Source organism: Streptococcus sp. E29BA, from assembly GCF_041807805.1.
Lineage (GTDB): Bacteria > Bacillota > Bacilli > Lactobacillales > Streptococcaceae > Streptococcus > Streptococcus entericus.
This window is the reverse complement of the sequence record NZ_JBGTZA010000006.1, coordinates 38,655-65,360: the sequence shown is the minus strand read 5'-3', so window position 1 is coordinate 65,360 and position 26,706 is coordinate 38,655. Positions and strand designations below refer to the sequence as shown.

Sequence of the window (26,706 nt, the reverse complement as noted above, 5' to 3'; positions counted from 1 at the left end):
TGCTATTTCTGATGGACAATTGGCGAAAGTCTTATTTGACATCAATAACCGACCACGAAAATGCTTGGCTTACAGAATGCCCTCGGAAGCTCTCATAAATGAGTTGGGATAACTGTTGCACTTATTCTTGCAATTTATCTAATACTAAAAATAAACATAAAAAACTAAAGTGATCTTCGTTGAATTGAAACTCACTTTAGTTTATTTATTTTTTATCAATTAGAACTCAATATCGCCAAACAAGTCAGCCATAGAGAAACCAGTTTGTGTTTCTGGTAATTCAAAGTCACGTTTTTGCTCACGGCGTGGACGACGTGAACGTGACTGACGTTTTTCACCATCTTCACCAGAACGCTCTTCAAGAGCCTTGATAGACAATGATACGCGCTCTGCTTCAGCATTAACTTCAAGAACTTTTACAGTTACTTCTTGACCAACTGAAAGAACTTCTTTTGGTTTTTCGATGCGTTTGTGTGAGATTTGTGATACGTGAACCAATCCGTCAATACCTGGTAACACTTCAACAAAAGCACCGAAGTCTGTCAAACGTTTCACTTGACCTTCAATCACATCACCAGTAGCAAGTTTTTGCTCAACGCCATCCCAAGGTCCAGGGGTTGTTGCTTTAAGTGACAATGACACACGACCAGCTTCTTCATCAATCGCCAAAACTTTAACATCAACTTCTTCACCAACAGTTACAACTGATTTTGGAGAAACGTTGCGCTCGTGTGACAATTCAGTCACGTGAATCAAACCGTCAACTCCTCCGAGTTCAACGAAGGCACCAAAGCTTGTTAAACGAGCAACCTTACCAGTAACAACTGAACCAACTTCCAGTTTAGAGAAGGCTTCTTGACGAGCTACTGACGTTGTTTCTTCAACAACATCACGACGTGACAAGATGAAACGGTTATCTGCAGCTGAAACTTCTTTAATTTTTGCGTCAAATTCTTGACCAACAAATTTTTCAGTGTTACGGATAAAGCGGCTGTCAATCATAGACGCTGGAATAAATCCACGAAGTCCTTCAAACTCAACTGAAAGACCACCCTTAACGGCGCGTGTCACTTTAACATTAACCACTTCACCTTCACGACCAATCAATTTGTCCCAAGCCTTACGAGCTTCCAAACGTTTTTTAGAGACGAGGAAAGTCACTGTATCAGTATCTTTACCTACAACTTGACGAAGAACAAGCACTTCGAGTGTTTCGCCAGCTTTAACAAGGTCGTTGATGTCTGCATTACGGTCATTTGTCAATTCACGGAGTGTCAAAACACCTTCAACACCTGTACCGCTAATGATAAGGTTAGCTTGACCATTATCAACAGTCAATACTTCAGCAGTGACAACATCACCTGGGTTCACTTCGCTAACACTGTTTAGCAAATCTTCAAATTCATTCATTCTAAAAAATCCTCCAACAAAAGCTAGCTCGCACTAACCTTTGACAACAAAAATATTTCTCTAGGTCGCTGAAAATCAGCTGGGCGAACCGTGACCAAGACTGGGGTAGCTGGATTCGAACCAACGAGTGACGGAGTCAAAGTCCGTTGCCTTACCGCTTGGCTATACCCCAAAAAATGGGAAGAGAGGGATTCGAACCCCCGAACCCGAAGGAGCGGATTTACAGTCCGCCGCGTTTAGCCTCTTCGCTATCTTCCCATACAACAAGAATCAGTTTACCACAATTTCTTGTTGATTGCAAGCCTTTTAAGCTATTTTTTAGTGATTTAAGTTGTATTCTTCAACAATGTGTGTGATCGCCAAATCCAACGTTTTGAAAAAACTATCAACCTTATCATTTTTTAAGGTAACAAATTTATTATCCAGCTCTGCAATGCGCCCAATGACACGTTTGCCAATAACGAGCTCAAACCCTTCAACTTGCTGCCCTTCCACAGTTACTTGAGCATCTGTAACCTGAACGTCAATTTTTTTATCCTTTTTACTCATGGTTTCACTTCCTTTCTATGGTTATTTTACAGGAAAATAGCTGAGCTTACAAGCTTGATTAGTCCCTTCAACAGCCTATCTGCTCTGCTATTTCTCTACGGCTTAATCAGTTGCCCACCAATGGCCTCGACATGTACCAGACCGCCCATGTCATAGATGGTTATAAAACCAGCGTCACGCAAGATTTTCGTTGCCTGTGCTGAGCGAATGCCTTTGAGGCAGTGGACATAAATCGGCGTGTCCTTAGGCAGGTCTGGCAGTTTTCCGGCTTCCATATCGGTGATTGGAAAGCTCTCGGTGATACCAAAATTACCTGAGTCATACTCTGCTTTCGAGCGGACATCGTAGAAAACGGCACCATCTGCAACAGCCTGCTCGACATCGGCAAAGCTAATCTGATGTTTCTGAGCATCAGGACCAGCCTTGCTCCAATCGATACTAGTTGTTGCCCGCTCTGTCTGTGCGGGTGCTGGCTGACTAGTCTGCTGATTAGCGCAAGCCGCCAGGCTTAGCCCTACCAAGGCTAGGAGAGATAATTTTTTCATAAAATACTCCGTTCATATTTCAGTAAAAATCTTGCCTCTTACGGAAGATGGAAGTAATCAGTTAGCTTAAAGGTCGCACCATCACAATCTCTTCATCATCTCCTTCAGAGGTTGCTTGGAAACCAAGTGAGTTAGAAAATCGCCTAGTGGCTGGATTGTCAGCTGTGTAGCATAGCCGAACCTGCTGGTAACGACCGTCTGCTAGCATGACATCAAAAACCTGTAACATGGCTTGACGCCCATAACCTCGTCCCTGGTATCTTTCGTCGATGAAAAATTGGCTAAGCTCATAGGTCTGACCTTTGGGGTAATCATAGTAGAGTACCATCCCGATAGGGACATCATCATGAAAAATGATAAACACACGGCTATGCTCTGCGCGATAGGCATAGGCTCTGGCTAAAATCCTTTCACGAGGAGCAACGAAAGATAACTGATTAGCCGAAACGGCTAGGTCTACTCGCCAATTCTCAGGGGTAATCGTCTCTAAGCGAATCATGTTTGACCTCATTTTAGCATACTAGCTCTTGCCACACCAATCTCTGAAATCGTGTCCGAGATGAAGCTGCCGTTGCTGGTGCGTTCGGACTGACCGAGCTCTGCTAGGTTGATGGTATAAGTCGCGCCTGCTTGGTCCACTACTTGCAAGACTTCTGTCTGCTGACTGGTTTCTGTGCTAAACAAATCTAGCTCTGTAGCTTCTGACTGGACACTGCCTGCCGCAAAGACACGGTGAGGTTTGGTCTTGAGCTCACGGAGGACTTGAAGGCCTCGACCTGCCCGCTTGGCGGTTGGGATGTCTGCGACAGCCATCCGCTTGAGACTACCTCTCTGGGTCAAGAGGTACATGCTGCTACTGGTCACGACAAAGCTTGTGGCTACTTGGTCACCGTCCTTGAGGTTGATGGCCTTAACCCCTGCGGCCTTACTGCCGATCACTGGGACTTCTTCGACGTTAAATCGCAGAGCGTAGCCATTGGTTGTCACGACCATGATGTCATCCAAGGCAACTGGCGAGAGGGACACCACACGGTCGGTGTCATCCTTGAGCTTGGCAAACTTGACTGACTTAGACTTGTAGGTTCGCCAAGGGGTAAATTCTTTTCGCTCTACCCGCTTGATTTGCCCTGACTGCGTGGTGGCAACGTAGGTCGTCGTGTCAAATTGGTCAACAATCTCAGCATAGAGCACCTGCTCCTGCTGGTCAAAATTGGTCACTGTTTGGCTCAAGTGCTCTCCAATGTCCTTCCACTTGGTATCTGTCAACTCATGGACAGGACGGTAGATGACATTGCCGAGGTCTGTGAAGACCAGCAGGTGCTGGGTCGTCTTGGCCTGTGCCAAGAAGATCAGCTCATCATCTTCACGCTTGCCGATTTCCTCTACCGTAGAGGCAGAGAAGGAGCGTGGGCTAGTGCGCTTGAGGTAGCCTGCTCGGGTCACGCTGACATAGGTCTCCTCCTCGGCGATGAGGCTAGCTGTGTCAATCTCGATAGACTGAGCTTCTGCCTGCAGCTCTGACAGACGTGGACTGGCAAACTTTTTCTTAACGTCACGGAGCTCTCGCTTCATCAGGTGGTACATGGTCTTCTCGTCACCGATGATGGCGGATAAAGTCGCAATCTGCTCACGCAAGCTCTTGTCCTCTTCTTCTAGGGTGACAATGTCGGTATTGGTCAGGCGATAGAGCTGGAGGGTCACGATAGCTTCTGCCTGCTCCTCGGTAAAGTCGTAGGAGACCTTGAGGTTTTCCTTGGCGTCAGCCTTGTTATCACTAGCACGGATGAGGGCGATGACCTCATCCAGAATGGACAGTACTCGAATCAACCCCTCAACAATGTGAAGTCGCCGCTCTGCTTTTTCCTTATCAAACCGAGATCGCGCAACGATGACCTCCCGCCTGTGGGAAATGTAACTGGTCAATATCTTGGCTAAGCCGACCTGACGAGGGGTGAAGTTGTCAATGGCGACCATGTTAAAGTTATAGTTGATTTGCAGGTCGGTGTACTTGAGAAGGTAGTTGAGAATGGTCTGGCTATCGGCATCTTTCTTGAGCTCAATGGCAATCCGTAGGCCGTCTCGGTCACTCTCATCACGCACCTCGGCAATTCCTGGCACCTTAGCATTGACCCGCACATCATCAATCTTTTTAACGAGGACAGCCTTATTGACCTCATAAGGAATCTCGGTAATGACAATTTGCTCCTTGCCGCCCTTAAGGCTCTCGATAGCGGTTTTTGACCGCACCACGACCCGCCCTTTTCCAGTCTCGTAGGCCTTTTTAATCTCGTCCGCCCCTTGGATAATCCCCCCTGTCGGGAAGTCAGGCCCCGGCAGGAACTCCATGAGCTTGTCAACCGTGGCATTGGAGTGGTCAATCAGGTAGACCACTGCGTCAATGACCTCAGCCAAATTGTGCGGTGGGATGTCGGTGGCATAACCAGCCGAAATCCCTGTCGCTCCATTGACCAGCAAGTTTGGAAAGGCTGCTGGCAGGACAGTCGGCTCTTTTTCGGTGTCGTCAAAGTTCCAAGCAAAGGGAACCGTTTTCTTGTCAATGTCATTGAGCAAGAAGCTGGACACCTCGGACAAACGTGCCTCCGTGTACCGCATGGCCGCCGGCGGATCCCCGTCCATAGAACCGTTGTTCCCGTGCATCTCAACTAGAATCTCACGGTTTTTCCAATCCTGCGACATGCGGACCATGGCCTCATAGATGGAACTGTCCCCGTGAGGGTGGAAATTCCCCATGATGTTCCCGACAGATTTGGCCGACTTGCGATAGCCCTTATCGTGGGTGTTGCCGTCCTTGTTCATGGAGTAGAGAATCCGCCGCTGCACGGGCTTTAGCCCGTCACGAATATCAGGCAAGGCTCGCTCTTGAATAATGTATTTGGAGTAGCGCCCAAAACGCTCTCCCATGATGTCCTCTAAGGACATGTGTTGAATGTTTGACATAGTAATTCCTGTTTGTTTTTTATGATAATCGCCGTCTAAAAAATTCTTATCCTCAGCAATAAAAACTACGTTTCTAAAAATTTACTGATAAGAAGAGCAATCTCTTGCTCGTATTTTTTCAATGATTTTTTTACCATAATTTCAGAAAACTTTTCCATGTATTCCCAATCTGGTTTTTTATCTAAAAAAGGTAATTTTATAGTAATATCATAAACATCTGAAGCATAAAAGTTTTGATCATAATCAAATTTTCCCAAAATTGATTGCTTAATAATTGGAGCTATAAACAACAACGCCATTCTAGACAAAGAATTATCTTCCTTGTACATAATAGCTACGTGGTCGTCTGCCCCATATTCAAAATTCCGATAAAAAACCTTCCCGAACATATCAATCGTTAAACTATTAGCTGGAAATATTTCAACATCAGAATTTGAAATATAACTAGAAATTCCTTGATTGTTTACTCCAGCAGTAATAAAGGGTAATTTTCCTGCTATACGGTGCGCCTCAATCAACCTCTTTCCTCTTGAAATTTTATCAAAAATATCCGATACTTTTATCGATTCCCACTTTTTTGAGGGATAGTGCGAAAGAATTTCCCTATCTTCACTTGTCAACTCAAGATTTTCAATCTCTAAAAGCTTAATTATGCCGGATTGCTTATCGTGGATTTTATGAATTTGTTCTTGCCCTTGTCTTTCTAACTCTTCCAAATACTTAGGAGTGACAGATTGAATCATTTTCTCCATAGCCTTCCAATTAGGCTCGTAAGAATCATAATCACTTACAGGAAGTTCTATTTCAGTAGCTTCTATATGCTCTGTAAACTTTGTCCCGTAATCATATTTTCCTCGAATAGCTTTCTTAAAAGCAGAGATTACATACAAAGCATGATATTTATTAAAATTCTCATACTTTGGCACTAATTTATTGACATGACTAAATCCAATAAAATTTTTTTCTTGATAAAATAATGTTTCATCTGAGTTAACAGTATCACTCAAAGTAATGACATTGCTTAATTCCTTCGCAATAAGAGCAAGCGGATAACCTTCTGACTTGTTTGTTTTAGGGTTTATCAATTCTTTAGTTATCTTCTTATCACTTTTGATAAACCTAAAACTATTTAACAGCTGGTCTTTTTTATCCGAGCTAAATTTATCCTCTGGCAAAGCATCCTTTATCTGTGTGTACAGATGTTCACCACCACTACTTTTTGAAAAATACTTTATAACATTCTCATCTTCATTAATGCCTAATAATAATCCTGATACTAGTAATAAACGCTTGAAAGGATCTAATTTCAATTTTTTATCGATTGTATTTGATAATTTTCCTGCGACAGTTCGAATATGAGCTAAATTTATTTCGTTATCAGGAGAGTTTAAGCCTAAAATTTCTTCGTTAATATATTTATTAAATTTATTCTTTTCTAACTGATCCCAGTCATTCCATTTTTCAATAAAAATATAGGAAATTTCATCATCATATTTGTAAATTTTTTGTTTACTGTATTTATCAATAATAGATGAATGCTTATAAACAAATATAGCAGTTGTCTCTAATTCATCTCCAGCTACAGCTAACACAAAAACTGACTTGACTTTTTCTGTTTTAGAAAGTATATCATGAGCATAGAAAAAACCATCTGTTACAGCTAATTTATACAGAGATACTTCCTTGCCAATATCCTCAACTTTACCCAATTTTGTGATAGTGTCTTTATTTTCAATTAGAATCAAGCGTTCTGTTCTATTTTTTCCTTTTCCTGCAAAAACAAGATATTCAAACTCTGCCCGTGTCGTCTTACCTGACTTAGAATGATAAAGTTTTCCATCATCAGGTATAAAATCTTTATTACCACTTGAAGGTAAAAGATAGCCATAATTAATATCCTTATCTTTATAGCCTTGCTCTTTTAATTTTGTAGACACTTTCATATCTATTGATTTTTCACTCATACTTTTCCTTTACTAAATTACAGTATATCTCGAAGTTTCTTCCACTCCCTATACTGAACAATAGTTATAAATGAGAATCCACTAAAGCTATGTTTGGTATAATTTGTCTTTAGATTTAGATAGCATTAGACTTTTATTTTACTAATAAGCCTATTAGCATTATACCAAAATATATCAAAAATAGACCTCAAAACTTTAAAAACAGTTTGAACTAATCGCAATTATACAGGATGAAGATTACTAAAATAGTAAAAACTGATTCGTTCTTTACAGAAAAAATAAAAAATGGCAACGTTTTTTATCGCCATTTCAAAAGTTATCCCATTTGTTTCAAAAAAATCCCTTTTTCTTATTGACAAAGAAAGGGAGACGTCTCTATCCAGCCTAAGGGAATCGAACCCCTATCTCAAGAACCGGAATCTTGCGTGATATCCATTACACTAAAGCTGGCTACTTTCAAGTATATCATATTTCAGTAAATTTGAAAATAGTTAGATGATGATTTTTTAAGCACCGGTTACTAAATCTATATATCATCAGGGCTTAATCAATAACTAATTCATCAACAACCTCATCCGACAAATCAAGGCGCAGACTAACTGGCAAATACTTGCTTAAAAAATCTAGTCACAGGCTGCAAGCCTTCTCTGATTGCCCAATACTTATCCACCAAGGTCACGATATAACTCTCTTTGTAACGAGGAAAAGCGATTGTTGCTCCCCACATGTGCTTCAAGATAATGTCTTCTTCCACCTTGTTCGTATTGATTAGCTTTTTAGCATTGCGCAAAGCAATACGCGGATGTACCCAAGCATGGCTTTTATTAAACTTTTGGTGACGCCAGTCATAATAGAATAAATCGTGCAACAAACCTGCCCTAGCTGTACTCGCTGCATCCCATCCCAGTTTCTTGGCAATTTTATAACTGGTGTAAGACACATTTATCGAATGCTCCAAACGGGTCGAGTGATAATGGTGAACAATACTTTCTAGTCGTTGTACCTTTGGGTGGCGGATTAAATGACCGACCAGAGCCATGTATTCCTTGTCATCTTTGTAAGTCATCTTATTTTCCTCTCTAGTAGCCATAGCAAAGCATGTCGCTATCATCAGAGATTGACCAGTCTGAACATCATAATCCCTGCAGCTACCGCAACGTTGAGACTTTCAGCCCGACCAGGCATAGGAATATGCACCAGCTCATCGGCCTGCTCAGCCATTGCTGCTGAAATCCCAGAACCCTCATTTCCCATCACTAAAGCAAAATGGTCGTAGCCAGTTAATGTCCGATAATCAACCGAATGCTCAGACAAAGTAGTCGCTAAAACAGGCACCTCAATAGCCTTCAGCTGGCTAATGATCTCTTCAATAGGCAAGCGGTAAATCGGCAAATGGAAGTGACTTCCTTGCATAGAACGTAAGGTTTTTTGATTATAAATATCTGCTGTGCGATGATTGATCAACACCCCATCGAACCCTGCGGCATCAGCTGTCCGAATCATCGTCCCAACATTTCCAGGATCCTGAACATCTTCCAAGACCAGATAGCGACCTTTTTCAAGTTTAGTTACATCTGGATGAGAAATGGCAACCTCCGCAACAATCCCTTGCGGTGATGGCGAACCTGATAACTCACGTAACACTTCCGGACTAACAAAGACAGCCTGTGGCAAATCAGACACTCGGTAAGCCTCTTCTGCTAAAACAAACACACGCAGCATCTCTGATCCAGACAATCGCGCTTCTTCAACAAGATGCCAGCCTTCAATCAAGTAAGAGGTGATCCGATACTTCTTTTGCTGTAATTTTTTAGCCTGCTTAATCAAGCTATTTGCTTTAGAGGTAATGATAGTCATGGTAAATATTATAGCATAATCACTTAAAAAATACTGAAAGAAAAGATGTGTTTGTTATATAAAAATCAGTTCTGTGTTATTCTAAAACGCTTTCTATCACTATTTTCACAATTTTTGGCTGACAAAGAGCAGACTTAGTGATACAATAAACATGTAAATCATTTTCAAAGGAGTTTTCACATGATCGCAACAAAGCAACACAAAAAAGTTATCCTCGTTGGTGATGGCGCTGTTGGTTCTTCCTATGCCTTTGCCTTGGTGACTCAAGGCATTGCTCAGGAACTCGGTATCATTGATATTGCTAAAGACAGAACTCAAGGAGATGCTGAGGACTTGAGCCATGCTCTGCCATTCACTTCACCAAAGAAAATCTACTCAGCAGATTATAGCGATTGCCATGATGCAGATATCGTTGTTTTGACAGCTGGAGCTCCTCAAAAACCAGGTGAGACTCGTCTTGATTTGGTTGAAAAAAACTTGCGCATCAACAAAAGCATCGTTGAAGCAGTTGTTGCATCAGGCTTTGATGGTATTTTCCTTGTTGCAGCTAACCCTGTTGACATTTTGACTTACTCTACTTGGAAATTCTCTGGTTTCCCTAAAGAGCGCGTTATCGGTTCTGGAACATCACTTGATTCTGCGCGCTTCCGTTACGCCTTAGCAGATAAAATCGGTATCGATGCTCGTTCCGTCCATGCTTACATCATGGGTGAGCACGGTGACTCTGAATTTGCCGTTTGGTCTCACGCCAACGTTGCAGGTGTGAAACTGGAACAATGGTTGCAAGATAACCGTGATGTTGATGAGCAAGGTCTCGTAGACCTCTTTGTTTCTGTTCGTGACGCTGCTTACTCAATCATCAATAAAAAAGGCGCAACCTATTACGGTATCGCTGTTGCCTTAGCCCGTATTACCAAGGCTATCCTTGATGATGAAAATGCTGTATTGCCACTTTCTGTTTATCAAGATGGTCAATACGACGGTGTTGAGGGCATCTTTATCGGTCAACCAGCTATTATCGGTGCACACGGTATTGTTAGAAATGTCAAAGTTCCTCTTAACGATGCCGAACTTCAAAAAATGCAAGCATCTGCTAACCAACTCAAAACTATCATTGATGAAGCTTTTGCCAAAGAAGAATTTGCTTCAGCTTGTAAAAATTAACAAAAAATCTGTTGAGAAGACTCAACAGATTTTTTCATACCCTTTAATAAGAAAACAGGACTTTCTATACTATTCATGATGCCTTGTCTCAAGCATGGGATAAGCAATTATTACAAGGAGTTTTTTCTGCCCTAATAATCCCTTATGAAGCGCAAAGTATGGGAGTTGACATTTAGGCATTATTTGTCCTGTCTTTTTAAGCTGAAGTGGTCTGGCACTGGATCCTCACCACCAGCAGCAAATGGATGGCAGCGACAAATGCGAGCAGTGCCCATCAAGACACCTTTTGCTCCATGCTTTTCAATCGCTTCTATCATATAGGAAGAGCAGGTGGGCTGGTAGCGACAACTTGGGGGCAAAAGTGGGGATAAGACAGTTTGATAGAGCTTAACAGGGGCAATTAGTAATTGTTTCATTTGATATTGTTAAGGGCTGCGTTGTGCAACTGACTAATTTCTTTTTTATTGAGACGACGGTATTCACCCGGACGAAGCCCTGTCACGTCAAGGGTCCCAAATCGTGTTCGTGATAGCTTGTCGACTAAAAGACCGACACTTTCGAACATTTTTTTAACCTGGTGGTTCCGTCCTTCATGGATAGTTAATTCAACCACTGATCGGTCTTTTTCCTTATCTACTTTAAGAATGGTATAACGTGCAGGCTTTGTCTTTTTGCCATCAATGACAACACCTTTTGTTAAGGGACGCAGGTTATCCTTGGTTGCAATGCCCTTGACACGCGCCACATAGACCTTATCAATCTCATTACGAGGATGAATCATTTTATCGGTAAAATCACCGTCATTGGTCAAAATCAAGAGGCCAGTAGTATCCCAGTCCAGACGCCCGACAGGATAAATTCTCTCTTTAACCGTCGGCAAAAGGTCAATGACTGTTTTTCTGCCTTTGTCATCTGAAACACTGGAGATAACCCCTCTGGGTTTGTTGAGGAGGTAGTAGACTTTTTCTTCGTTATAAATTGGTGTTCCCTCTACTTCAACCAAATCACCTGACTTGATGGTGGTCGCTAGTTCCGTGACAATCTGGCCGTTGACAGTCACTAGACCTTGCTTAATGAGCTCTTCCGCCTTACGGCGACTGGCTACGCCAGCGTGGGCAATAAATTTATTAATTCTCATCTTCTCTTCTCTCTTCTAGTAGCTCTGCTATGTCACCTGAGGCAAACAGATTACTCTCTTCTTCCTCAATCACAATGCTTGAGACATCTGGTAACTCCGTCAGGTCATTGATCCCCATAAAATCAAGGAAATAGGGGGTCGTCGCGTAAAGGTTGGGTCGCCCAATCACCTCTTTTTTACCAACTTCTGCAATCAAATCAAAGGCCAGTAATTTAGCAATGGCGCCACTTGAGTTGACCCCTCTAATGTCATCCACTTCAAGCCGCGTAATGGGTTGCTTGTAGGCAATAATCGACAAGGTTTCAAGACTAGCTCGTGACAAACTCTGGTTAGTTGGTGTTTTAGCGTAGATCTGCAGCAGCGCTGCATAGTCTTCTTTTGTCACCAAACGGTAGGCCTTCCCAGTTTCTAAAAGGCAAAGGCTCGTCTCGCTATCTGAAAGGTATTTGGTCGCCAATTTGTCAAGTTGTTGGATCAATGCTGACGCTGACAGGTTGAGCATATCTGCCAACTGACGTAGAGTTAGTCCTTCTTCTCCTGCTACAAAAAGCAGGGCTTCTATCCTAGCTAGGTGTGACATCCGTCGCTCCTTTCTCTCCTATCCACTTGAGGTAAACCTCACCAAAATTCTCTGTCTGCGTGACTTCAATCGCCTTGATTTTAATCAGCTCCAAAACCGCTAAAAAGAGGGTAATCAGCTCACTCAGAGACGACCGATGCTCAAAAATAGCTACCAAAGTGAGCTGATGAGTTTGGCTAAAACGGTCTCTAATCTCGTCCATCATGTCCTCGATTTTGTAATCATCTTTATCGATGGTCGTGTGACTGGTTCTGACTTGTTCCTGTTTCGCTGCCATCACCTTTGAAAAGGATAAAAAGAGGTCGATAACCGACTTATCTGCTGTCAAGGTCATTCCTTCAGCTACAATTTCCTCTTTCGGCTTAGAAAAATGCAGGGCTCTCTGCTGGTGCTGTTCTGCTAAATCCTGGCTAACCTGTTTGTACAGTTTATACTCTTCTAACTGCTGGAGCAAGGTCATCTCTAAATCGTCGTCTTCAGGAGGTGCTTCGACCAACTTAGGCAAGAGCCTGCGGCTCTTAATGAGCATCAGCTGGCTTGCCATGACCATATAATCACCAGCCACCTCCAAACGCAGAACAGTCAGAGTAGATACGTAAGCAAGGTACTGCTCGATGACGTCAATCAAAGGCACCTCATAGATGTCCATCTTATACTGAGATACCAGATGAAGGAGGAGGTCGAGCGGTCCTTCAAAATCTTTTAATTTAATGTCCATGTGTCTCGTAGGTCATGAGCGTCTGAGTCGTTTTCAATCCCAGCTGCTTTGCCAAACTTGCTTGACTAACGCCACGACTTAATTCTGTGATGATGTACTGCTGTCGCAGTTTTTGAGCGGTCAAATCACCTAATCCCAAACTGGTGAGGTAGTGAGACAGGCGATTAAATAGCCATTGTCTTGAGTAGGATTTGCCGTTCTTATCAAGGAGATAAGTGCCTGCTTGCACTCGTTCAAGATAGGGAACTAGGTTCTCTGGCAGGGGAAGCACCCTAATCAATTCTCCTTTTTTGATAGTCAACATCCGAAAATCGAGATTGATATCAGCTTGCTTAATACTTTGAATCTCGCTGGGGGTCAACCCTAACTGCCAAATCAAAAGAGCAATCAGTTGACCTGCTGTCTGGTCAGTCTCAGAAAATAAGACAGACAAGTCTCGAATCGGCAGTTGAGTGGTCGTCTGTTTCACCTTATCAAGCGGTTTCAAACGATGATAAGCCCCTACCTCTCCTTGCTCATACAGATACAGGAGAAATTGATTAATGGTAGACAATTTTCGTCTTCTAGCAGCAGGTTTCAGCGTAGAAATAGTAGTCTCGTAGACCTGCAACTTACTGCTTGTCATCTCATCTCCCACCACTTCTAAAAACTGCTGTAGATCATAAGTATAGGCAGCTCTGCTATTTTCTGAGAGCTCCTTACTTGCTAAAAATCTTTCTAAGTTATTGGCCATCACTGACTTCTTTCTTAGGAATAAGGTGATAATGTCCTGCAAAATTATGAAGGAGGCTATTGATAGCCTTGAGAATGGCTTTTCGCGTGATAATCCCCTTAAAATAGCCGTCGGCAGTCACTACCGGTAGAAAAGAAGCATCGACCAGTTTATGCATGATTTCGGTGAGGTCAGCTGTTGGCAAAATTGCCTCAAGGCGTTTATTGACCATGTGCGAAATGTCTAAATCAGCCAGCTCCTCTAAAGCCAGTTCGTGTTCAAATTGGTAATTAACAATGTCAGATACGCTGATTGTTCCGACATAGTGCCTATCCTTGGTGATGACTGGAACGCGTGAAAAACCGTTTCTTGACAAGAGTAACATGACATGATCGGTGTTATGCGTATCAACAAAAATGGCTAAGTCTTCTGCCGGTGTCAAATAGGTTGTCCAATGAGACAATAAAAATTCTTCAAATTCTTTGGCAATCATCGACTAAATTCCTTTGATAAACGAGGGTAAAGCTGGTGATTGAGGTCGTAAAAATTCACACGAATGCTCTTGTCATCTGCCTCAATCACCGCATAGAGTTTCTCCTGCACCTCGCCACGTGGCTGGCTGACAGAGCCAGGGTTGACAAAAACCGTCTTGCCCTCTTGCCAAGCCGCCGCACGGTGCAAGTGTCCATAGAGACAGATGTCCGCTTGGGCTTCTTGTGCAAAATAAATCAGCTTGTCCCACATAAAATTGATGGCGTAGAGATGACCATGAGTCTGGGCGATTGTGAGATGTGGCAGGCTCGTCACCAGATGCTGGGAGTAGCCCTCGTCATAATCACAGTTGCCTTGTACGACCTGAATCCCTGACCAAATCTTGTCCGTACTAGGGAGTTCCGAGTCCCCATTATGAAATATGGCATCCACCTTGCCCTGATAATGCTCTTTGATGGCCTCAACCACCGCACGATCACCATGCGAGTCGCTCATGACCACTAATTTAAGGCTTGCCATTCTGGAAATACCTCCAACAATTTTTTAAGGGCAATCGCCCGATGAGAATGGGAATTTTTATAGTCCGTACCAAGCTCTGCCGACGTTTTTCCTGTCTCTCCGACTAAGAATAATGGATCATACCCAAAACCACCATCACCTTTTGGTGCAAAATCGATGTATCCTGCCCACTCACCTTCTACCACCAAGCTCTCACGATGAGGTGCTGCTAATACTAAAGTACAATGAAACTGGGCAGAGCGGTCTTTAGGCTCAAAGACCATGGCCAACTCATGCAGGAGTTTGGCGTTATTTTTCTCATCAGTCGCACCTGGTCCAGAAAAGCGGGCAGACCAGACCCCAGGCAGACCACCAAGGATATCGACTTTTAGCCCTGAATCATCTGCTAACACCATCTGACCCGTCAGTTTGGAAATGGTCTCCGCCTTGAGGCGGGCATTTTCTTCAAAGGTCGTCCCAGTCTCTTCCACATCAGGTAAATCTGGGTAGTCATTGAGGTTTTCCACCGCCATACCCAGTTGCTTAAAGAATTTCCGAAACTCCTTGGTCTTACCTTCGTTTTTAGTGGCAATGAGAATCTTATCTCCCAGCCCAGCCTGCTGACCGAAGAAATCAGAAGCCTTGATACCACCTGTTGGAACATACACATCAATGAGCCGGTCCCCTTCTTTGATCACAATACCCCCAGCCTGTTGTGTCATGGTCAATTGACGACCTGCTGCATCGTTGATAATGTCAATCACAAAGCGAATCAAGGAGACATCAGAGGCTTTTTTGATGACCTCAACCTGATAGCCTTGCATGCCTTTGTCATCGTCATAGTAAGGCGGGAATAACCCTTGCAACCTAAAGGCAAGAGCCTGAATCTCCTCCTGCTCCTCCGGCAACAGGGCAGATAGAAAACTATGCCCGCCCCACTTACCGATAAACCAGTTCTTGTCGTCCTTATATTCGTAGATCTTAGTTGTCATGTCTTATCCTCTATTTTTGTGAATTGCTCAAGGGGAAGGCCACCTTGAGGAAGAATGAGTTGTACGACTTGCTGACCTTCTGTGATAAAAATTGCGCCATTTCTGTCCTCAGCAACAAGCTGGCGCTCGGTCTCCTGATTAATAATGGAAAGAACAAAATCAATTAGGCTCAATTGTGAGGACAGTCGTATCACCAGAACGTCATACCCTTGTTGAGCTAACCAAGACTCCTCAGATAAGGGAGCTTGGTCAAGGATAGTGGCTAATAGCTGATTGAGCAGATAGAGCTTGTTTGACATGGGTTCGGCAAATTGAGATAAAAGATTGTGTCCGCCCCACTTACCGATAAACCAGTTGTGATCGTCTTTGTATTCGTAAATCTTATCTGTCATACAGTTACCTCATCTAGGCCAGCTGCTAAATCAATATGGTTGACCGTGAAGGGAACATCTGGTAACCAATCGCCTGCGATATGAGCAAAGCTGTCAGCTCCTCCGGTTGTGTAAAAACGGTGACCTTTCGCCGGCTGGCGAGGGTCTCGGTTGATGCCGAAGTAGTTGAGCAAAACGGAGATGTCTCGCACACTCTCAGCTCCGCTATCAACCAAAGCCACCTCCTGCCCCATAACGTTTTGAATGATAGGGCGCAAGAGCGGGTAATGGGTACAGCCTAAAATGAGGGTATCCACCTGACCAACCAAAGGCGCCAAGGTCTCATAAACAGCCTTCTTGGCCAAGGGTGAGGTCATCTGGTTGGACTCAACGATAGGAACAAAGGCTGGACAAGCCAAGCTCTCCACCTGACTTTGAGGGGCTAAACTGGTGATTTTCTCGCGGTAGATGTCCGACTGCACCGTCATAGGCGTGCCGATGATACCGATTTTCCCAGTTCTTGTTGCCTTAATCGCAGCGCTGGCTCCTGGCATAATGACCCCGATAACGGGAATATCCAGTTGGCTCTTGATGTCTTCCCACACCACTGCTGTTGCGGTATTACAAGCCAGTACAATCATCTTGACGTCCTGTTTGCGCAGAAAATTGACCAGCTCCCAAGTGTAGGTCTTAATTTGCTCGGCAGGTCTAGGGCCATAAGGGGCTCTAGCCGAGTCACCGATATAAACAACTTGCTCGTGGGGCAACTGGCGCATCAGCTCACGTACCACCGTCAGGCCACCAACGCCTGAGTCCAAAAATCCAATAGGTCTATTATCCATCGTCTTCTTTCTGTGAGATTTATAAAAATAGCAGAGCTGTCAGCGCTAATCGTCGACGACACCTACTTTTACAATTGATGACGAGATCTTCCAACCAAAATCAAAAATCACGCCATTGGACGTGATTTGACAAGTTGGCAATCACTGCCCACTTCTTATTTTTTCTTGGCTTTAGCTCTTGCTTCCTTCTGTTGCTTTTGCATCTGACGAACAACAGCTTGAACCTTGGCTTCACTTGGTTTTTGACCCATCTGGCTCATCATGGTGCGGATAATATCCGCATTAAATGGTGGATTTTCTTCCAAGTATTTTTCCATCTGTTTACGAGCGATGAAAGCACCGCCGACTAAACCGCCGAGACCTGCCAAAGTAATCAAGAGCATGGCTACCCAAATATTCATATCAATCGATACTCCGTTTCATTTTCTTATCTTAACCATTATAGCAAAAAATAAGCAAATTGACAAAGGGAAAATAACGACTAGTCACCAAAATCAAAGCCCATCACGGTTGCTAGATAGTCCTCTGGGGTTTCTGCCCGACGAATGAGACGCGGTGTGCCATCAGTCTGCCAGAGAATTTCCGCAGAGCGGAGCTTGGCATTGTACTGATAGCCCATAGAAAACCCATGCGCCCCCGTGTCGTGAATAACCAAGGTATCGCCAATCTCCGTCATTGGCAATTCACGTTCCCGCGCCAGCTTGTCATTATTTTCACACAGCCCACCGACCACATCGACCACAGCCGTCTCTGTGCTTTCAAGACGATCCATGTTGGTCACATGGTGATATGAGCCATACATGGCAGGACGTAGCAGGTTGACACTAGAGGCATCTACCCCCAGATAGGAGCGGTAGGTGTGTTTTTTATGGGTAACAGTCGTCACCAACAACCCGTGTGGTGCCAGCATGAACCGCCCCAACTCCGTAAATATCTTGACCTCACCTAGACCAGCAGGGGTGAGTACCTCTTCATAAGCCTGACGGACACCCTCGCCGATAGCCATAATATCATTTGGCTGCTGGTCAGGATGGTAATTAACCCCAATACCACCTGATAGGTTGATAAACTCAAGGCTCACACCTGTTTCAGCCTGAATTTCAACTGCTAGCTCAAACAGCTGCCGTGCCAACTGGGGGTAGTAAGCGTTGGTCACTGTATTTGAAGCTAGGAAGGCATGAAGTCCAAAACTCTTAACCCCACGGTCTTTCAGGTAACGGTAGCCGTCCATCAGTTGTGCCCTAGTCATGCCAAATTTTGACTCCTCAGGGTGATCCATGATGTCTGTTCCCAGAGCAAAAACGCCACCCGGATTATACCGCAACGAGATGGTCTCAGGTAGACCGACCTCACGCTCCAAATAAGCGATGTCCTCATAGGCATCTAGGTTAATCACTGCCCCAATTTTCTGGGCATAGGCGTATTCTCTTGACGGCGTGTTGTTGGAGGAGAACATGATGTCGGTAAAGCCAAGTTTGTGACTCATCAGCAGTTCTACCTCTGTCGCACAGTCCACCCCACAGCTCTCTTCTTGCAAGATTTTTAAAATTGCAGGGGTCGGCGTCGCCTTGACAGCAAAATACTCCTTAAAGCCCTTGTTCCAAGCGAATGCAGCATTAACCGCTCTAGCTTTCTCGCGAATGCCCTGCTCATCATACAAATGAAAAGGGGTCGGAAACTGCTCTGTTACTGTTCTCAGTTCTTCAGGACTGATAAATGGTACTTTCATTTATTTCTCCTCTGAAATAATCTTATCCCATTATAACACAAGTCCTCAAAAAACTAGACCATCAGCTCTGCTATTACTGTTTGCCACAGAAGTTCGTCTTATAAAAAGCCAGTCCTAACTGACCAGCTTTTTCCTGTTACTAGATACTATCCCCATTCCAGATGGAGTTTTTGACCACCACATAGTCCACATGGCGCAGGGCATCCACATCGTGACCACCCGCATAAGAAATAGACGATTGCAAGTCCTCCGTCATTTCCTTGAGGGTATCGGCTAGATGACCCTTGGCCGGGAGGAGAATTTTTTTGCCTTCAACGTTTTTGTGTTCCCCCTTTTGGAATTGAGAAGCAGATCCAAAATACTCCTTGAAGAGTTGACCATCTTCTTCAATCAACTGACCTGGACTTTCGATATGCCCTGCAAAGAGCGACCCAATCATGACCATGCTCGCCCCAAAGCGGATGGATTTGGCAATATCACCGTGGGTACGGATGCCCCCATCAGCAATAATCGGTTTTCTGGCTGCCTTGGCACAGAGCTTCAAGGCAGACAGCTGCCAACCACCAGTGCCAAAGCCAGTCTTGACCTTGGTGATGCAGACTTTACCAGGACCGATACCAACCTTAGTCGCATCAGCACCCGCATTTTCCAGCTCACGCACCGCCTCTGGTGTGCCGACATTCCCCGCAATCACAAAGGTCTCAGGCAACTCTTTTTTGATGTGCTTAATCATATCAATCACACTGTCCGCATGACCATGAGCGATGTCAATAGTGATAAACTCAGGCGCATCAGCTTTTAGTGACGTCACAAAATCATACTCATAGTCCTTCACCCCCACCGAAATGGACGCAATCAGCCCTTGATCGTGCATTTTTTTGATAAATGCAGGGCGAGCTGCTTCATCAAAACGGTGCATGATGTAGAAATACCCATCGCGAGCCAACTGTTCAGCTACCGCCTCATCAATGATGGTTTGCATATTGGCAGGAACCACTGGTAGTTTGAAGCGATGACCGCCGAACTCAACTGTCGTGTCTACTTCAGACCGACTACGGACGATACACTTATTAGGGATGAGTTGAATATCTTCGTAGTCGAAAATTGGAAAATTATGGTACATCAGGTAACTCCTTGACTAAATAATTGACCTTCCTATGCTATCGCATCGCTAGGCAAAAACTTGCCTTTCCTTAATTATTTTACCACAACTGTCGCTTATTTCAAATTTTGTATAAATAAAAACAAAAATAGTTCGTTAAAAACGAACTATTTTCATGACCTGTTAATGTGATAGCTCACCATAACGTTTTAAAATAGCTTGGCGACGGGCTTTCAACCGTTCTTCTTCAGCTTGTAGGCGTGCTAAATTAACTGATAAGCTCTCCAACTCGGTGGTCAAGTCCTCGATTTCTGAGTTAACATCCGTCAATTCCTCACCCACATCGGCCAAATCCTCTTCGACATCAATTAGCTCTTCGGCTAATTCACTGCTGTCCGTCGGCAGAGGTTGCTCATTAACAACAGACGACATCGCCTCTGGTTGCCAGCCCACTAGCGTTTTTTGGCTATCCATGTGCAAATATTTACCTAATCCCTTGCCATTCTTGGCCATCAGATACTTGATAAATTTCTTAATGAGACCTTCAAAGCCTGTATCCTTGAGGTCTTTGTCCAACTCAGCGTAGACCTGATCCTTGACTTGGGCTTTTTCCTCATCAGTCAGAGGGCGACCAGCCTGGTCATACCAAATCCCGTCCTTAATCATAACGGGCATATCTTCCTTCTCCTCCGTTACTGTTTTTTGTTCTGAAGTTTTTTGCTCTAGGTTAAAATCACCAGTAAGCTTGTCTATCATCTGCTGAATGAGACCTTCGTTAAGTTTATACTTGGTCGTTTGGTTATCATGGTCAACCAAAAGCAATTTGGAATTGATGAGCTTTTGGGTATGAAAGGAGACCGCCGCTCCTGTAATGCCTAGTTTTTCTGCAATGACCTTATTCTTAGCATGGGGTTGAATCAACTCAGTCAGCACCTGATAACGGCTGATATCACTCATGGTCTTGAGAATAGTTGAGAAGCTATCCATATCTAAGACATCTCGCTGGTTCAACAGCTGATCCATCCGAGTAGAAGTCACCAGCCAGATAGGAAGGCTAAATTCCTTCGTGAAAAATATAGCCATGACCCTGATGTGAATAGGACTGAGCAAGATCAACTCATAGGTCGTCTGGTACTGCTCAGCCATGTTCGACATCCCTGCCATCGGAACATAGGCGAAAAAGGACTCTAGACCGAAGGCCTCCAAGTAAGACTGCCGCTCTGACGCAAACTGCTCATAGTAAGGCGCATAGATGGTCTCCACTTGACGCAAGACCTTAATCAAACCCTCTACCGTTTCTTTAGGGCTGTTGATGGCTTGATACCAGTACCACTTATTCTCGGCAGACATCTCGACCTTGTCCAGATAGGTCAAGAGAGGCACAGCCTCAATCTCCTCTTCAATATAGGAGCGTGCCAGAGTCATCTGATAGGCTTTGATAATATCCTCCTCAGACAAGGTTTCAAAGAGATCAAGAGCCTCAGACAGGGTCTTGGGGTCATCCCCCTTGTCCAGTAGAATAATGTAAAGAATGTGGGAAATGGCATAAGCTTCACTCCAGAGGTTATAACGTTTGAGGTCTTCGTCTAAGGGTGATAGTTTATCTTTTATCTCTTCTTTAATATGCCAGACATCGCTCAAAATATCTTTTTCTTTTTGATTTATATCCCATTCTAAGTCTCCTTCTTTTTTAAGCATAAAGAGGGGAACGTAGAGATAGTCGACAATCTGGCTGTGATGAGCATGGTAGGTATAGGTCATGGCAACTCCTTTAATCGCAATCTGTTATATCTATTATACCCCTTATCAATTCAACCGTCTAGGCTGATGCGTCAAAGCCAGACGATACAAGGTCTAACAACGAGTGTTGCTGGCTTTAAGCTCTGCTATTTCCAAAAAATGTCCAAATAACAAGAGCAATAGAAGCGATAAGGAACAATAAAGCTAATGGTGTCGGTGCAAGGACTAATACCAGCCCTGATAAGAGCAGGCGCACCAAGAGGATACCCGCGGTAAAGTAGGTGCTAATGCCTGATGAAATTGTTGCTAAGCGTTCTTCTGGCAGTTCATTCATTATAAGGGCATTCATTTTCGGATTGACAATGCCGACATTGACCATGGTGACAAAGAGGACAGCAATCATCAGGTAGGTGTTGCCCAGCAAGAGTCCTAAGAAGAGAGGAGCTGGAGCTAGGGCTGACAGGCGCACGAGCTTTGTCACTTCCCAGTTTTTGGCAACTGACATGGTCAGCATACCGCCGATAATCCGACCAGACATGGCTGCCGCACTGATGAGGGTCAGGGTAAAGGGCAGATTCACGATAATCATGTTGGTATTCTGACTAGCAGCAAATAGAAAGAGCACATCCAATCCACTGAAAACAGCATTCATTAGAGGAATAACTGTCATAACCGTCCGCAAAGCAGGGATTTGTTTAATTTCCCGAATAACCAGCTTGGAACTCTCCCACATCTGAACCAAAAAGTTTTGGCGTTCAATCGGGGCTTCAACGTCTTTAATCGGATCGGCAGTTAAGAGTGCAGTGAGTTTAGGCTTAATCACTAGCATAATAAGCGCCGCTACTGCAAAGGTCGCTGCGTTGAAAAAGGCTAAGTGCTGGTAACTCATAACCGCAATCAGCAGAGCTCCGCTAAACTTAAACACAATACTGAGCAAAGAGAAACTAGATTGACGAAAGGCCATGGCTTGTTCCCTCTCCTCAGCCTTAATCACCCGCAGGGAAATCGGGCTATACAGTCCATTTTCATACTGACCAGCCAAATCTGAGATAAAGTTAATTGCACTGGCAGCCAGCACCACCCACAAACTAGGCTCAAAGCCCATAAAGAAACCAATCAAGCTGTAGAGACCGACACGCAAGACCAGTGTTCCCATAATCATCTCCAGCTTCTTCTTGGTCTGATCGGCTTTGATCCCCATAGCAAAGCTAAAAAGCATGGGCAGGGTTTCTGATAAGGTCACTGCTGAAATAGCGAGCTGACTATTGGGCAAAAGGAGGACGTAATTCATCAGAGCCAGATAATACAAGGTGTCTCCGAAGTTAGAAATCGCATCTGCGACAAAAGTGGTCAAAAAGAGCTTATTTTTCAAAACTGTTTTCATGGTGTAAACCTCACGACTATTTTTTTGATAAACGTTTATTTAATTTTATTTTAACAGATATTTTTATAAAGTCAATGGTTTTTTAAAATTAAATGATTATTTAATTTTAAATATAAAAAGAAACTGAGATAGTCACCATCTCAATTTCTACTACTTTATATTTAGGCTTAGAGTTCAAAGCAAGTTAACCTTAGCAACAGCTGCTAGTTTACTTTTGATTTTCTACTTAATCAAGCAAATCCGTGTCGTAAATCGTAAAGTCTGCACGATAGATAATCAAACGCTTGCCATCGATAAGCAGATAGGTCGTATTGGGGATGCCATTTGGCGCAGAGGTCGATACCTTGTTTCCAAAATAAGTCGCTAGCGGCGTCCCATTCTGCGACCGAATGAGAATCAGTTTGCTCTGACCAGTCCAGTCGTTTTTGATTTGATTAAAGAAACGATTGACAAAAGGCAAGGAACGGTCATCAGTCTCAAGCTCCACACTAGCCCCATACTTATCCATGTAATCTGTCAAGCCATCCTCAGAAAAAATCAGGGTTGACCCCACATGCAAGACCTGACTAGACCCAATCGTCACATCAAGAACGGAGGATTCCTTGCTGATATTGCCCAGCTCATCGGTCATATCAAACCGATCATCGCTTTGGATAGATACTGATTTGCCTGTCAACTTGTCAATCACTTGCGAGTTTTCGTCAAAGGTTCGCACCGTCCCTGATAAACCCAGATACTGCTCCTGTGTGGTCTTAAAAAAGTCGGTCATGCTCTGACATCCTGCTAACACCAGTAGACCAAGGGCGGTCACCAGCCCGAGTTTTATTGTTTTTCTCATAAATGTTCTCCTTTTACGTTTCCCTCATTATACCACAAACTTGCTCCCTCGTCCGCCTTGTGCTATGATAGACCTATGAACAAACGATTTTTCGCCCAACCCCAGACCCCTTCTCATAAGGCTTTTTGGAGGATAATAGCCGAGCTGTACAAGGCATTTATCACCCTAGAGCTTGTTGATGAGATGACTGAGCAGATGAGCCCTAACAAGCTGACTTTGATTGAGCAAAGGGTCGATGATCATCAACCGACCTTTAGATTGACAGCCAGCACCACAGAACAGTTCATTGAGCTCCCCAACTTAACCCCAGAAGATTGGGACATATCAACCAGCTTAGCCCTCGCCAGTTACTTGATGACAGTTGGTCAACCAGAGCCGTTGCACTGGCTAGATAAGTTACCCTTACACGCTGCCATCACCGACCAAGATAATCACCTCATCTACCATAACCAGAAACCCAAAGACCCCTTCTTCTTTGACGAGCTGGAACAAACCCCTGTTGAGAACTGGCTGATTCAAGAAGTTCTGACTAAACCTGAACACGCCGTCCATCTGCTCTTGCCTGCCACCTCTTTTGATCAGATACTCATCCAGTCCTATCAAGGGCTTTACGATAATAACCAGTTTCAGGGCATTTTTCAGCAGGTACAAGACATCAAGCCGATGCTCGCTAGCTATCTAGCCGAGACAGGGCAGGCCATCGTCGGCTGGTCAGACACTACATCAGGGGCCTCCATTAAAAACAACCTCTTTGATGAGGAGGCATTTTAAGAATCATCTGACATGATAAAAAATACAATTGCTATTCGCTAATCATCAAATGCAATAAAATTAACCACAGTGGATACCTGATAACTAGCATATCGCTCTAGACCATCAAGAAAATGTGATAAATCTTCTATTTTTTCAAAATACATTTCCAGCAATCCGATAATGGCGGTCAACATGATAGGCAAACCGACTAACATAGTCCTTATAGGATTGGTGGTTACCTTCTGTTAAAGTGACTAAGACTAGAACATGAACCATACACCCTGTTTGATGACGATTGAGTTCTACGGTATAACGCTGGATAACACCTTGTTCTTCCATTTTCTGTAGGCGAGCCGTCACAGCAGGAGCTGTCAAATGGACAGCTTCTGCCATATCCTTAATTTTCAACCGACTATTAGCTTGCAAGAGGGTCAGTATCTGGCGGTCTGTCTGGTCTAGCATATCTTTCTTTCTAAACTAAAGTTTTTAGGGCAAATACTTTTGAAAACACCTGTATCTTCCTATGCTTTTAGTGTATCATAGTCCTATCATTTTTGAAAGGATAAGACCATGAAATTCCATCACATTCGCCAATCAACTGCTCGCTTGATCTATGCAGGCAAGACGTTTCTTATTGACCCAATGTTAGCCGATAAAGGTGAATACCCTCCGATTGAAGGTGCGGTGACGGGTAACACCAGCAGAAATCCTCTCGTAGATTTACCATTTACTCGAACAGCCATCACTACTGGTATTGATGCCATTATCGTGACCCATCTCCACCAAGACCATTGGGATGAGGTGGCAACTGAGGTGCTGGATAAAAGCATTCCGATTTTTGTCCAAGATGAAGCTGACGCTACTGTGATAGCAGCTGCTGGTTTTACCGATGTTCGTGTGTTGACGCAAACCACTAGCTTTGGTGGTATTACCCTCCACAAAACTAATGGGGAACATATCGAAAACCTCAACCAATATCCCCAAGAAGTTAGAGACTTCATTGGCTCTGTTTGTGGAGTGGTCTTCCAAGCAGACGACGAAAAAACGCTTTACCTAGCTGGAGATACTTTTTGGAATGACCATTTCAAAATAGCTATCAACCGCTACCAACCAGACATTATCGTTCTTAATGCAGGTGGCAATGCTGTAGAAGGACTAGGAAGAGTGGTCATGGATAGTCAAGATGTTCTTGCTGTTGCCCAGCATACACCTGCTACTCTCATCTCCGTTCATATGGAAGCCATCAACCACTGGGCACTGTCTCGTCAGGAACTTGCTACTTTTGCTGAGCAACACGAATTTGCTGACCGTTTACATATTCCACAAGACGGAGAAATAATAATACTTTAATCTCAAAAACGCCATCTGGCGTTTTTTTGTAGGTCTCTTAGATGTTCACTGTGCGCATGGCTGCCTGATAGGTTTGTTCTAGTAGCATGGTGATGGTCATGGGACCGACCCCACCTGGAACAGGTGTGATGAGGCTTGTTAGTGGTTCGACCTCGTCAAAATCAACGTCACCACAGAGCTTGCCATTATCGTCACGGTTCATGCCCACATCAATGACAACAGCACCTTCCTTGACAAATTCCTTGGTCACAAACTTAGCCTGACCGATGGCAACGACTAAAATGTCTGCGCTACGCGCCAACTCTGGCAAGTTTTGGGTGCGAGAGTGGGCAATCGTCACCGTTGCGTTTTTATCCATGAGCAGCTGTGCCATTGGCTTGCCGACAATGTTGCTACGACCAATCACAACCGCTCGTTTGCCAGCCAGTTCGACACCATAAGCCTCAACCATTGCCATAATCCCAGCAGGCGTGCAAGGCACCATGACGGGGTGTCCGCTCCAGAGGCGTCCCATGTTCATCGGATGAAAACCGTCAACATCCTTTTCTGGAGAAATGGCTAGCAAAACAGCCTCTTCGTCAATATGTTTAGGCAAAGGGAGCTGCACCAAAATCCCATGATAACTGGCGTCCACATTGTATTTAGAGATAAGAGCCAGCAACTCCTCCTGAGAAATAATGTCAGGTACTCTTACCACCTCGCTCTTAAACCCAGCGGCAAGTGCTGACCGCTCCTTGTTGCCAACGTAGACCTGACTAGCAGGATCATCACCAACCAAAATCACGACTAAACCTGGGACAATAGCATGCTCTTCCTTCATCTGAGCAACTTTTTCTGCTAGTTGCTCTTGCAAACGATTTGCTATGCCTCTTCCATCAATTAATGTTGCCATTTGAACTCCTATCTCCATTGATACCACCATTCTACCAAAAAAAAAGACAAAAAGCACGTACTTTTTATCCTTACTAATAGTTAGCGATAATTTTCTGTACAGTTTAATTTTTTGAGTTTGTTCAGTTG

The 26,706-nt window shown here is 44.0% G+C and carries 29 protein-coding genes and 3 tRNA genes; 3 read left to right on the top strand and 29 right to left on the bottom strand.

Annotation, left to right across the window (positions count from 1 at the left end):
- Positions 1-219: 219 nt before the first annotated feature.
- The 11 genes from rpsA to ACERC8_RS02395 all read right to left on the bottom strand — a co-directional run bounded on the left by rpsA (position 220) and on the right by ACERC8_RS02395 (position 9,283).
- Entirely contained in the window at positions 220-1,410 is a 1,191-nt protein-coding gene (gene rpsA, locus ACERC8_RS02445; protein WP_373658321.1) for a 30S ribosomal protein S1, read from the bottom strand.
- Between the two features lie 100 nt (positions 1,411-1,510).
- Positions 1,511-1,582 (bottom strand) — tRNA-Gln (locus tag ACERC8_RS02440).
- 5 nt (positions 1,583-1,587) lie between these two features.
- Positions 1,588-1,668 (bottom strand) — tRNA-Tyr (locus tag ACERC8_RS02435).
- 60 nt (positions 1,669-1,728) lie between these two features.
- The gene (locus tag ACERC8_RS02430) at positions 1,729-1,959 is read right to left on the bottom strand and encodes a DUF2969 domain-containing protein (RefSeq protein WP_373658320.1); all 231 of its coding nucleotides are present in this window, start codon (positions 1,957-1,959) and stop codon (positions 1,729-1,731) included.
- A gap of 95 nt (positions 1,960-2,054) precedes the next feature.
- Positions 2,055-2,504, bottom strand: a complete 450-nt coding sequence (locus ACERC8_RS02425; protein WP_373658319.1) for a rhodanese-like domain-containing protein — start codon at positions 2,502-2,504, stop codon at positions 2,055-2,057.
- A 61-nt stretch (positions 2,505-2,565) separates the two neighbouring features.
- Positions 2,566-3,003 (bottom strand): GNAT family N-acetyltransferase, encoded by a 438-nt coding sequence (locus ACERC8_RS02420; protein WP_373658318.1) that lies wholly within the window; start codon positions 3,001-3,003, stop codon positions 2,566-2,568.
- Positions 3,004-3,011: 8 nt separating this feature from the next.
- On the bottom strand, positions 3,012-5,462 hold the full coding sequence (gene parC / locus ACERC8_RS02415) for a DNA topoisomerase IV subunit A (protein ID WP_373658317.1): 2,451 nt from the start codon (positions 5,460-5,462) through the stop codon (positions 3,012-3,014).
- A gap of 65 nt (positions 5,463-5,527) precedes the next feature.
- Positions 5,528-7,426: a restriction endonuclease subunit S gene (locus ACERC8_RS02410; protein WP_373658315.1), complete on the bottom strand. Its 1,899-nt coding sequence runs from the start codon at positions 7,424-7,426 to the stop codon at positions 5,528-5,530.
- Between the two features lie 378 nt (positions 7,427-7,804).
- Positions 7,805-7,876, bottom strand: a tRNA-Arg gene (locus ACERC8_RS02405).
- Positions 7,877-8,021: 145 nt separating this feature from the next.
- The gene (locus ACERC8_RS02400; RefSeq protein ID WP_373658314.1) at positions 8,022-8,492 is read right to left on the bottom strand and encodes an HD domain-containing protein; all 471 of its coding nucleotides are present in this window, start codon (positions 8,490-8,492) and stop codon (positions 8,022-8,024) included.
- Between the two features lie 44 nt (positions 8,493-8,536).
- Positions 8,537-9,283, bottom strand: a complete 747-nt coding sequence (locus tag ACERC8_RS02395; protein WP_373658313.1) for a TrmH family RNA methyltransferase — start codon at positions 9,281-9,283, stop codon at positions 8,537-8,539.
- A 180-nt stretch (positions 9,284-9,463) separates the two neighbouring features.
- Here ACERC8_RS02395 and ACERC8_RS02390 point away from each other — a divergent pair, with 180 nt between their 5' ends.
- Complete coding sequence (locus tag ACERC8_RS02390) at positions 9,464-10,447, top strand: L-lactate dehydrogenase (RefSeq protein WP_373658312.1); 984 nt, start codon at positions 9,464-9,466, stop codon at positions 10,445-10,447.
- A gap of 179 nt (positions 10,448-10,626) precedes the next feature.
- Here ACERC8_RS02390 and yidD read toward each other — a convergent pair whose 3' ends face one another.
- The 16 genes from yidD to ACERC8_RS02310 all read right to left on the bottom strand — a co-directional run bounded on the left by yidD (position 10,627) and on the right by ACERC8_RS02310 (position 23,583).
- Positions 10,627-10,863, bottom strand: a complete 237-nt coding sequence (gene yidD / locus ACERC8_RS02385) for a membrane protein insertion efficiency factor YidD (protein ID WP_373658310.1) — start codon at positions 10,861-10,863, stop codon at positions 10,627-10,629.
- Complete coding sequence (locus tag ACERC8_RS02380) at positions 10,860-11,585, bottom strand: pseudouridine synthase (RefSeq protein WP_373658307.1); 726 nt, start codon at positions 11,583-11,585, stop codon at positions 10,860-10,862. Before ACERC8_RS02380 ends, yidD begins: the two co-directional genes overlap by 4 nt.
- A complete protein-coding gene (scpB, locus tag ACERC8_RS02375) occupies positions 11,575-12,165 on the bottom strand; it encodes an SMC-Scp complex subunit ScpB (RefSeq protein WP_373658306.1) in 591 nt (196 codons plus the stop codon). Before scpB ends, ACERC8_RS02380 begins: the two co-directional genes overlap by 11 nt.
- Positions 12,149-12,883, bottom strand: coding sequence for a segregation/condensation protein A (locus ACERC8_RS02370; RefSeq protein WP_373658305.1), 735 nt, complete (start codon positions 12,881-12,883; stop codon positions 12,149-12,151). Before ACERC8_RS02370 ends, scpB begins: the two co-directional genes overlap by 17 nt.
- Positions 12,873-13,616 (bottom strand): site-specific tyrosine recombinase XerD, encoded by a 744-nt coding sequence (gene xerD, locus ACERC8_RS02365; protein WP_373658304.1) that lies wholly within the window; start codon positions 13,614-13,616, stop codon positions 12,873-12,875. The genes ACERC8_RS02370 and xerD overlap by 11 nt, the downstream gene beginning before the upstream one ends.
- Entirely contained in the window at positions 13,606-14,088 is a 483-nt protein-coding gene (gene cbpB, locus ACERC8_RS02360) for a cyclic-di-AMP-binding protein CbpB (protein ID WP_373658303.1), read from the bottom strand. Before cbpB ends, xerD begins: the two co-directional genes overlap by 11 nt.
- Positions 14,085-14,606 carry a metallophosphoesterase gene (locus ACERC8_RS02355; RefSeq protein WP_373658302.1) on the bottom strand — a complete coding sequence of 174 codons (522 nt, stop codon included), beginning with the start codon at positions 14,604-14,606 and terminating at the stop codon, positions 14,085-14,087. Before ACERC8_RS02355 ends, cbpB begins: the two co-directional genes overlap by 4 nt.
- Positions 14,588-15,577, bottom strand: a complete 990-nt coding sequence (locus ACERC8_RS02350) for a nucleoside-triphosphate diphosphatase (RefSeq protein ID WP_373658301.1) — start codon at positions 15,575-15,577, stop codon at positions 14,588-14,590. Before ACERC8_RS02350 ends, ACERC8_RS02355 begins: the two co-directional genes overlap by 19 nt.
- Positions 15,574-15,969 (bottom strand): hypothetical protein, encoded by a 396-nt coding sequence (locus ACERC8_RS02345; protein ID WP_373658300.1) that lies wholly within the window; start codon positions 15,967-15,969, stop codon positions 15,574-15,576. The genes ACERC8_RS02350 and ACERC8_RS02345 overlap by 4 nt, the downstream gene beginning before the upstream one ends.
- Entirely contained in the window at positions 15,966-16,790 is an 825-nt protein-coding gene (gene racE / locus ACERC8_RS02340) for a glutamate racemase (protein ID WP_373658299.1), read from the bottom strand. Before racE ends, ACERC8_RS02345 begins: the two co-directional genes overlap by 4 nt.
- Positions 16,791-16,945: 155 nt before the next feature.
- Entirely contained in the window at positions 16,946-17,191 is a 246-nt protein-coding gene (locus tag ACERC8_RS02335; protein ID WP_018368317.1) for a YneF family protein, read from the bottom strand.
- Between the two features lie 80 nt (positions 17,192-17,271).
- Positions 17,272-18,519, bottom strand: a complete 1,248-nt coding sequence (locus tag ACERC8_RS02330; protein ID WP_373658298.1) for a diaminopimelate decarboxylase — start codon at positions 18,517-18,519, stop codon at positions 17,272-17,274.
- Between the two features lie 139 nt (positions 18,520-18,658).
- Positions 18,659-19,642 carry a GMP reductase gene (gene guaC, locus ACERC8_RS02325; protein WP_373658296.1) on the bottom strand — a complete coding sequence of 328 codons (984 nt, stop codon included), beginning with the start codon at positions 19,640-19,642 and terminating at the stop codon, positions 18,659-18,661.
- 162 nt (positions 19,643-19,804) lie between these two features.
- Entirely contained in the window at positions 19,805-21,382 is a 1,578-nt protein-coding gene (locus ACERC8_RS02320) for a hypothetical protein (protein WP_373658294.1), read from the bottom strand.
- Positions 21,383-21,497: 115 nt separating this feature from the next.
- Positions 21,498-22,745 (bottom strand): MFS transporter, encoded by a 1,248-nt coding sequence (locus ACERC8_RS02315; RefSeq protein WP_373658293.1) that lies wholly within the window; start codon positions 22,743-22,745, stop codon positions 21,498-21,500.
- Positions 22,746-22,971: 226 nt separating this feature from the next.
- Entirely contained in the window at positions 22,972-23,583 is a 612-nt protein-coding gene (locus ACERC8_RS02310; RefSeq protein ID WP_373658292.1) for a DUF5052 family protein, read from the bottom strand.
- 75 nt (positions 23,584-23,658) lie between these two features.
- On the opposite strand from ACERC8_RS02310, the gene ACERC8_RS02305 reads away from it, so the two are divergent.
- Positions 23,659-24,354, top strand: coding sequence for a hypothetical protein (locus ACERC8_RS02305; protein WP_373658291.1), 696 nt, complete (start codon positions 23,659-23,661; stop codon positions 24,352-24,354).
- A gap of 135 nt (positions 24,355-24,489) precedes the next feature.
- Here the strand turns inward: ACERC8_RS02305 and ACERC8_RS02300 are convergent, their stop codons facing one another.
- Entirely contained in the window at positions 24,490-24,798 is a 309-nt protein-coding gene (locus ACERC8_RS02300; RefSeq protein WP_373658290.1) for an Lrp/AsnC family transcriptional regulator, read from the bottom strand.
- A 108-nt stretch (positions 24,799-24,906) separates the two neighbouring features.
- Between ACERC8_RS02300 and ACERC8_RS02295 the strand changes: the two genes are divergently transcribed.
- Positions 24,907-25,686, top strand: a complete 780-nt coding sequence (locus ACERC8_RS02295) for an MBL fold metallo-hydrolase (RefSeq protein ID WP_373658288.1) — start codon at positions 24,907-24,909, stop codon at positions 25,684-25,686.
- Positions 25,687-25,723: 37 nt separating this feature from the next.
- Here ACERC8_RS02295 and ACERC8_RS02290 read toward each other — a convergent pair whose 3' ends face one another.
- On the bottom strand, positions 25,724-26,578 hold the full coding sequence (locus ACERC8_RS02290; protein ID WP_373658287.1) for a bifunctional methylenetetrahydrofolate dehydrogenase/methenyltetrahydrofolate cyclohydrolase: 855 nt from the start codon (positions 26,576-26,578) through the stop codon (positions 25,724-25,726).
- Positions 26,579-26,706 lie beyond the last annotated feature (128 nt).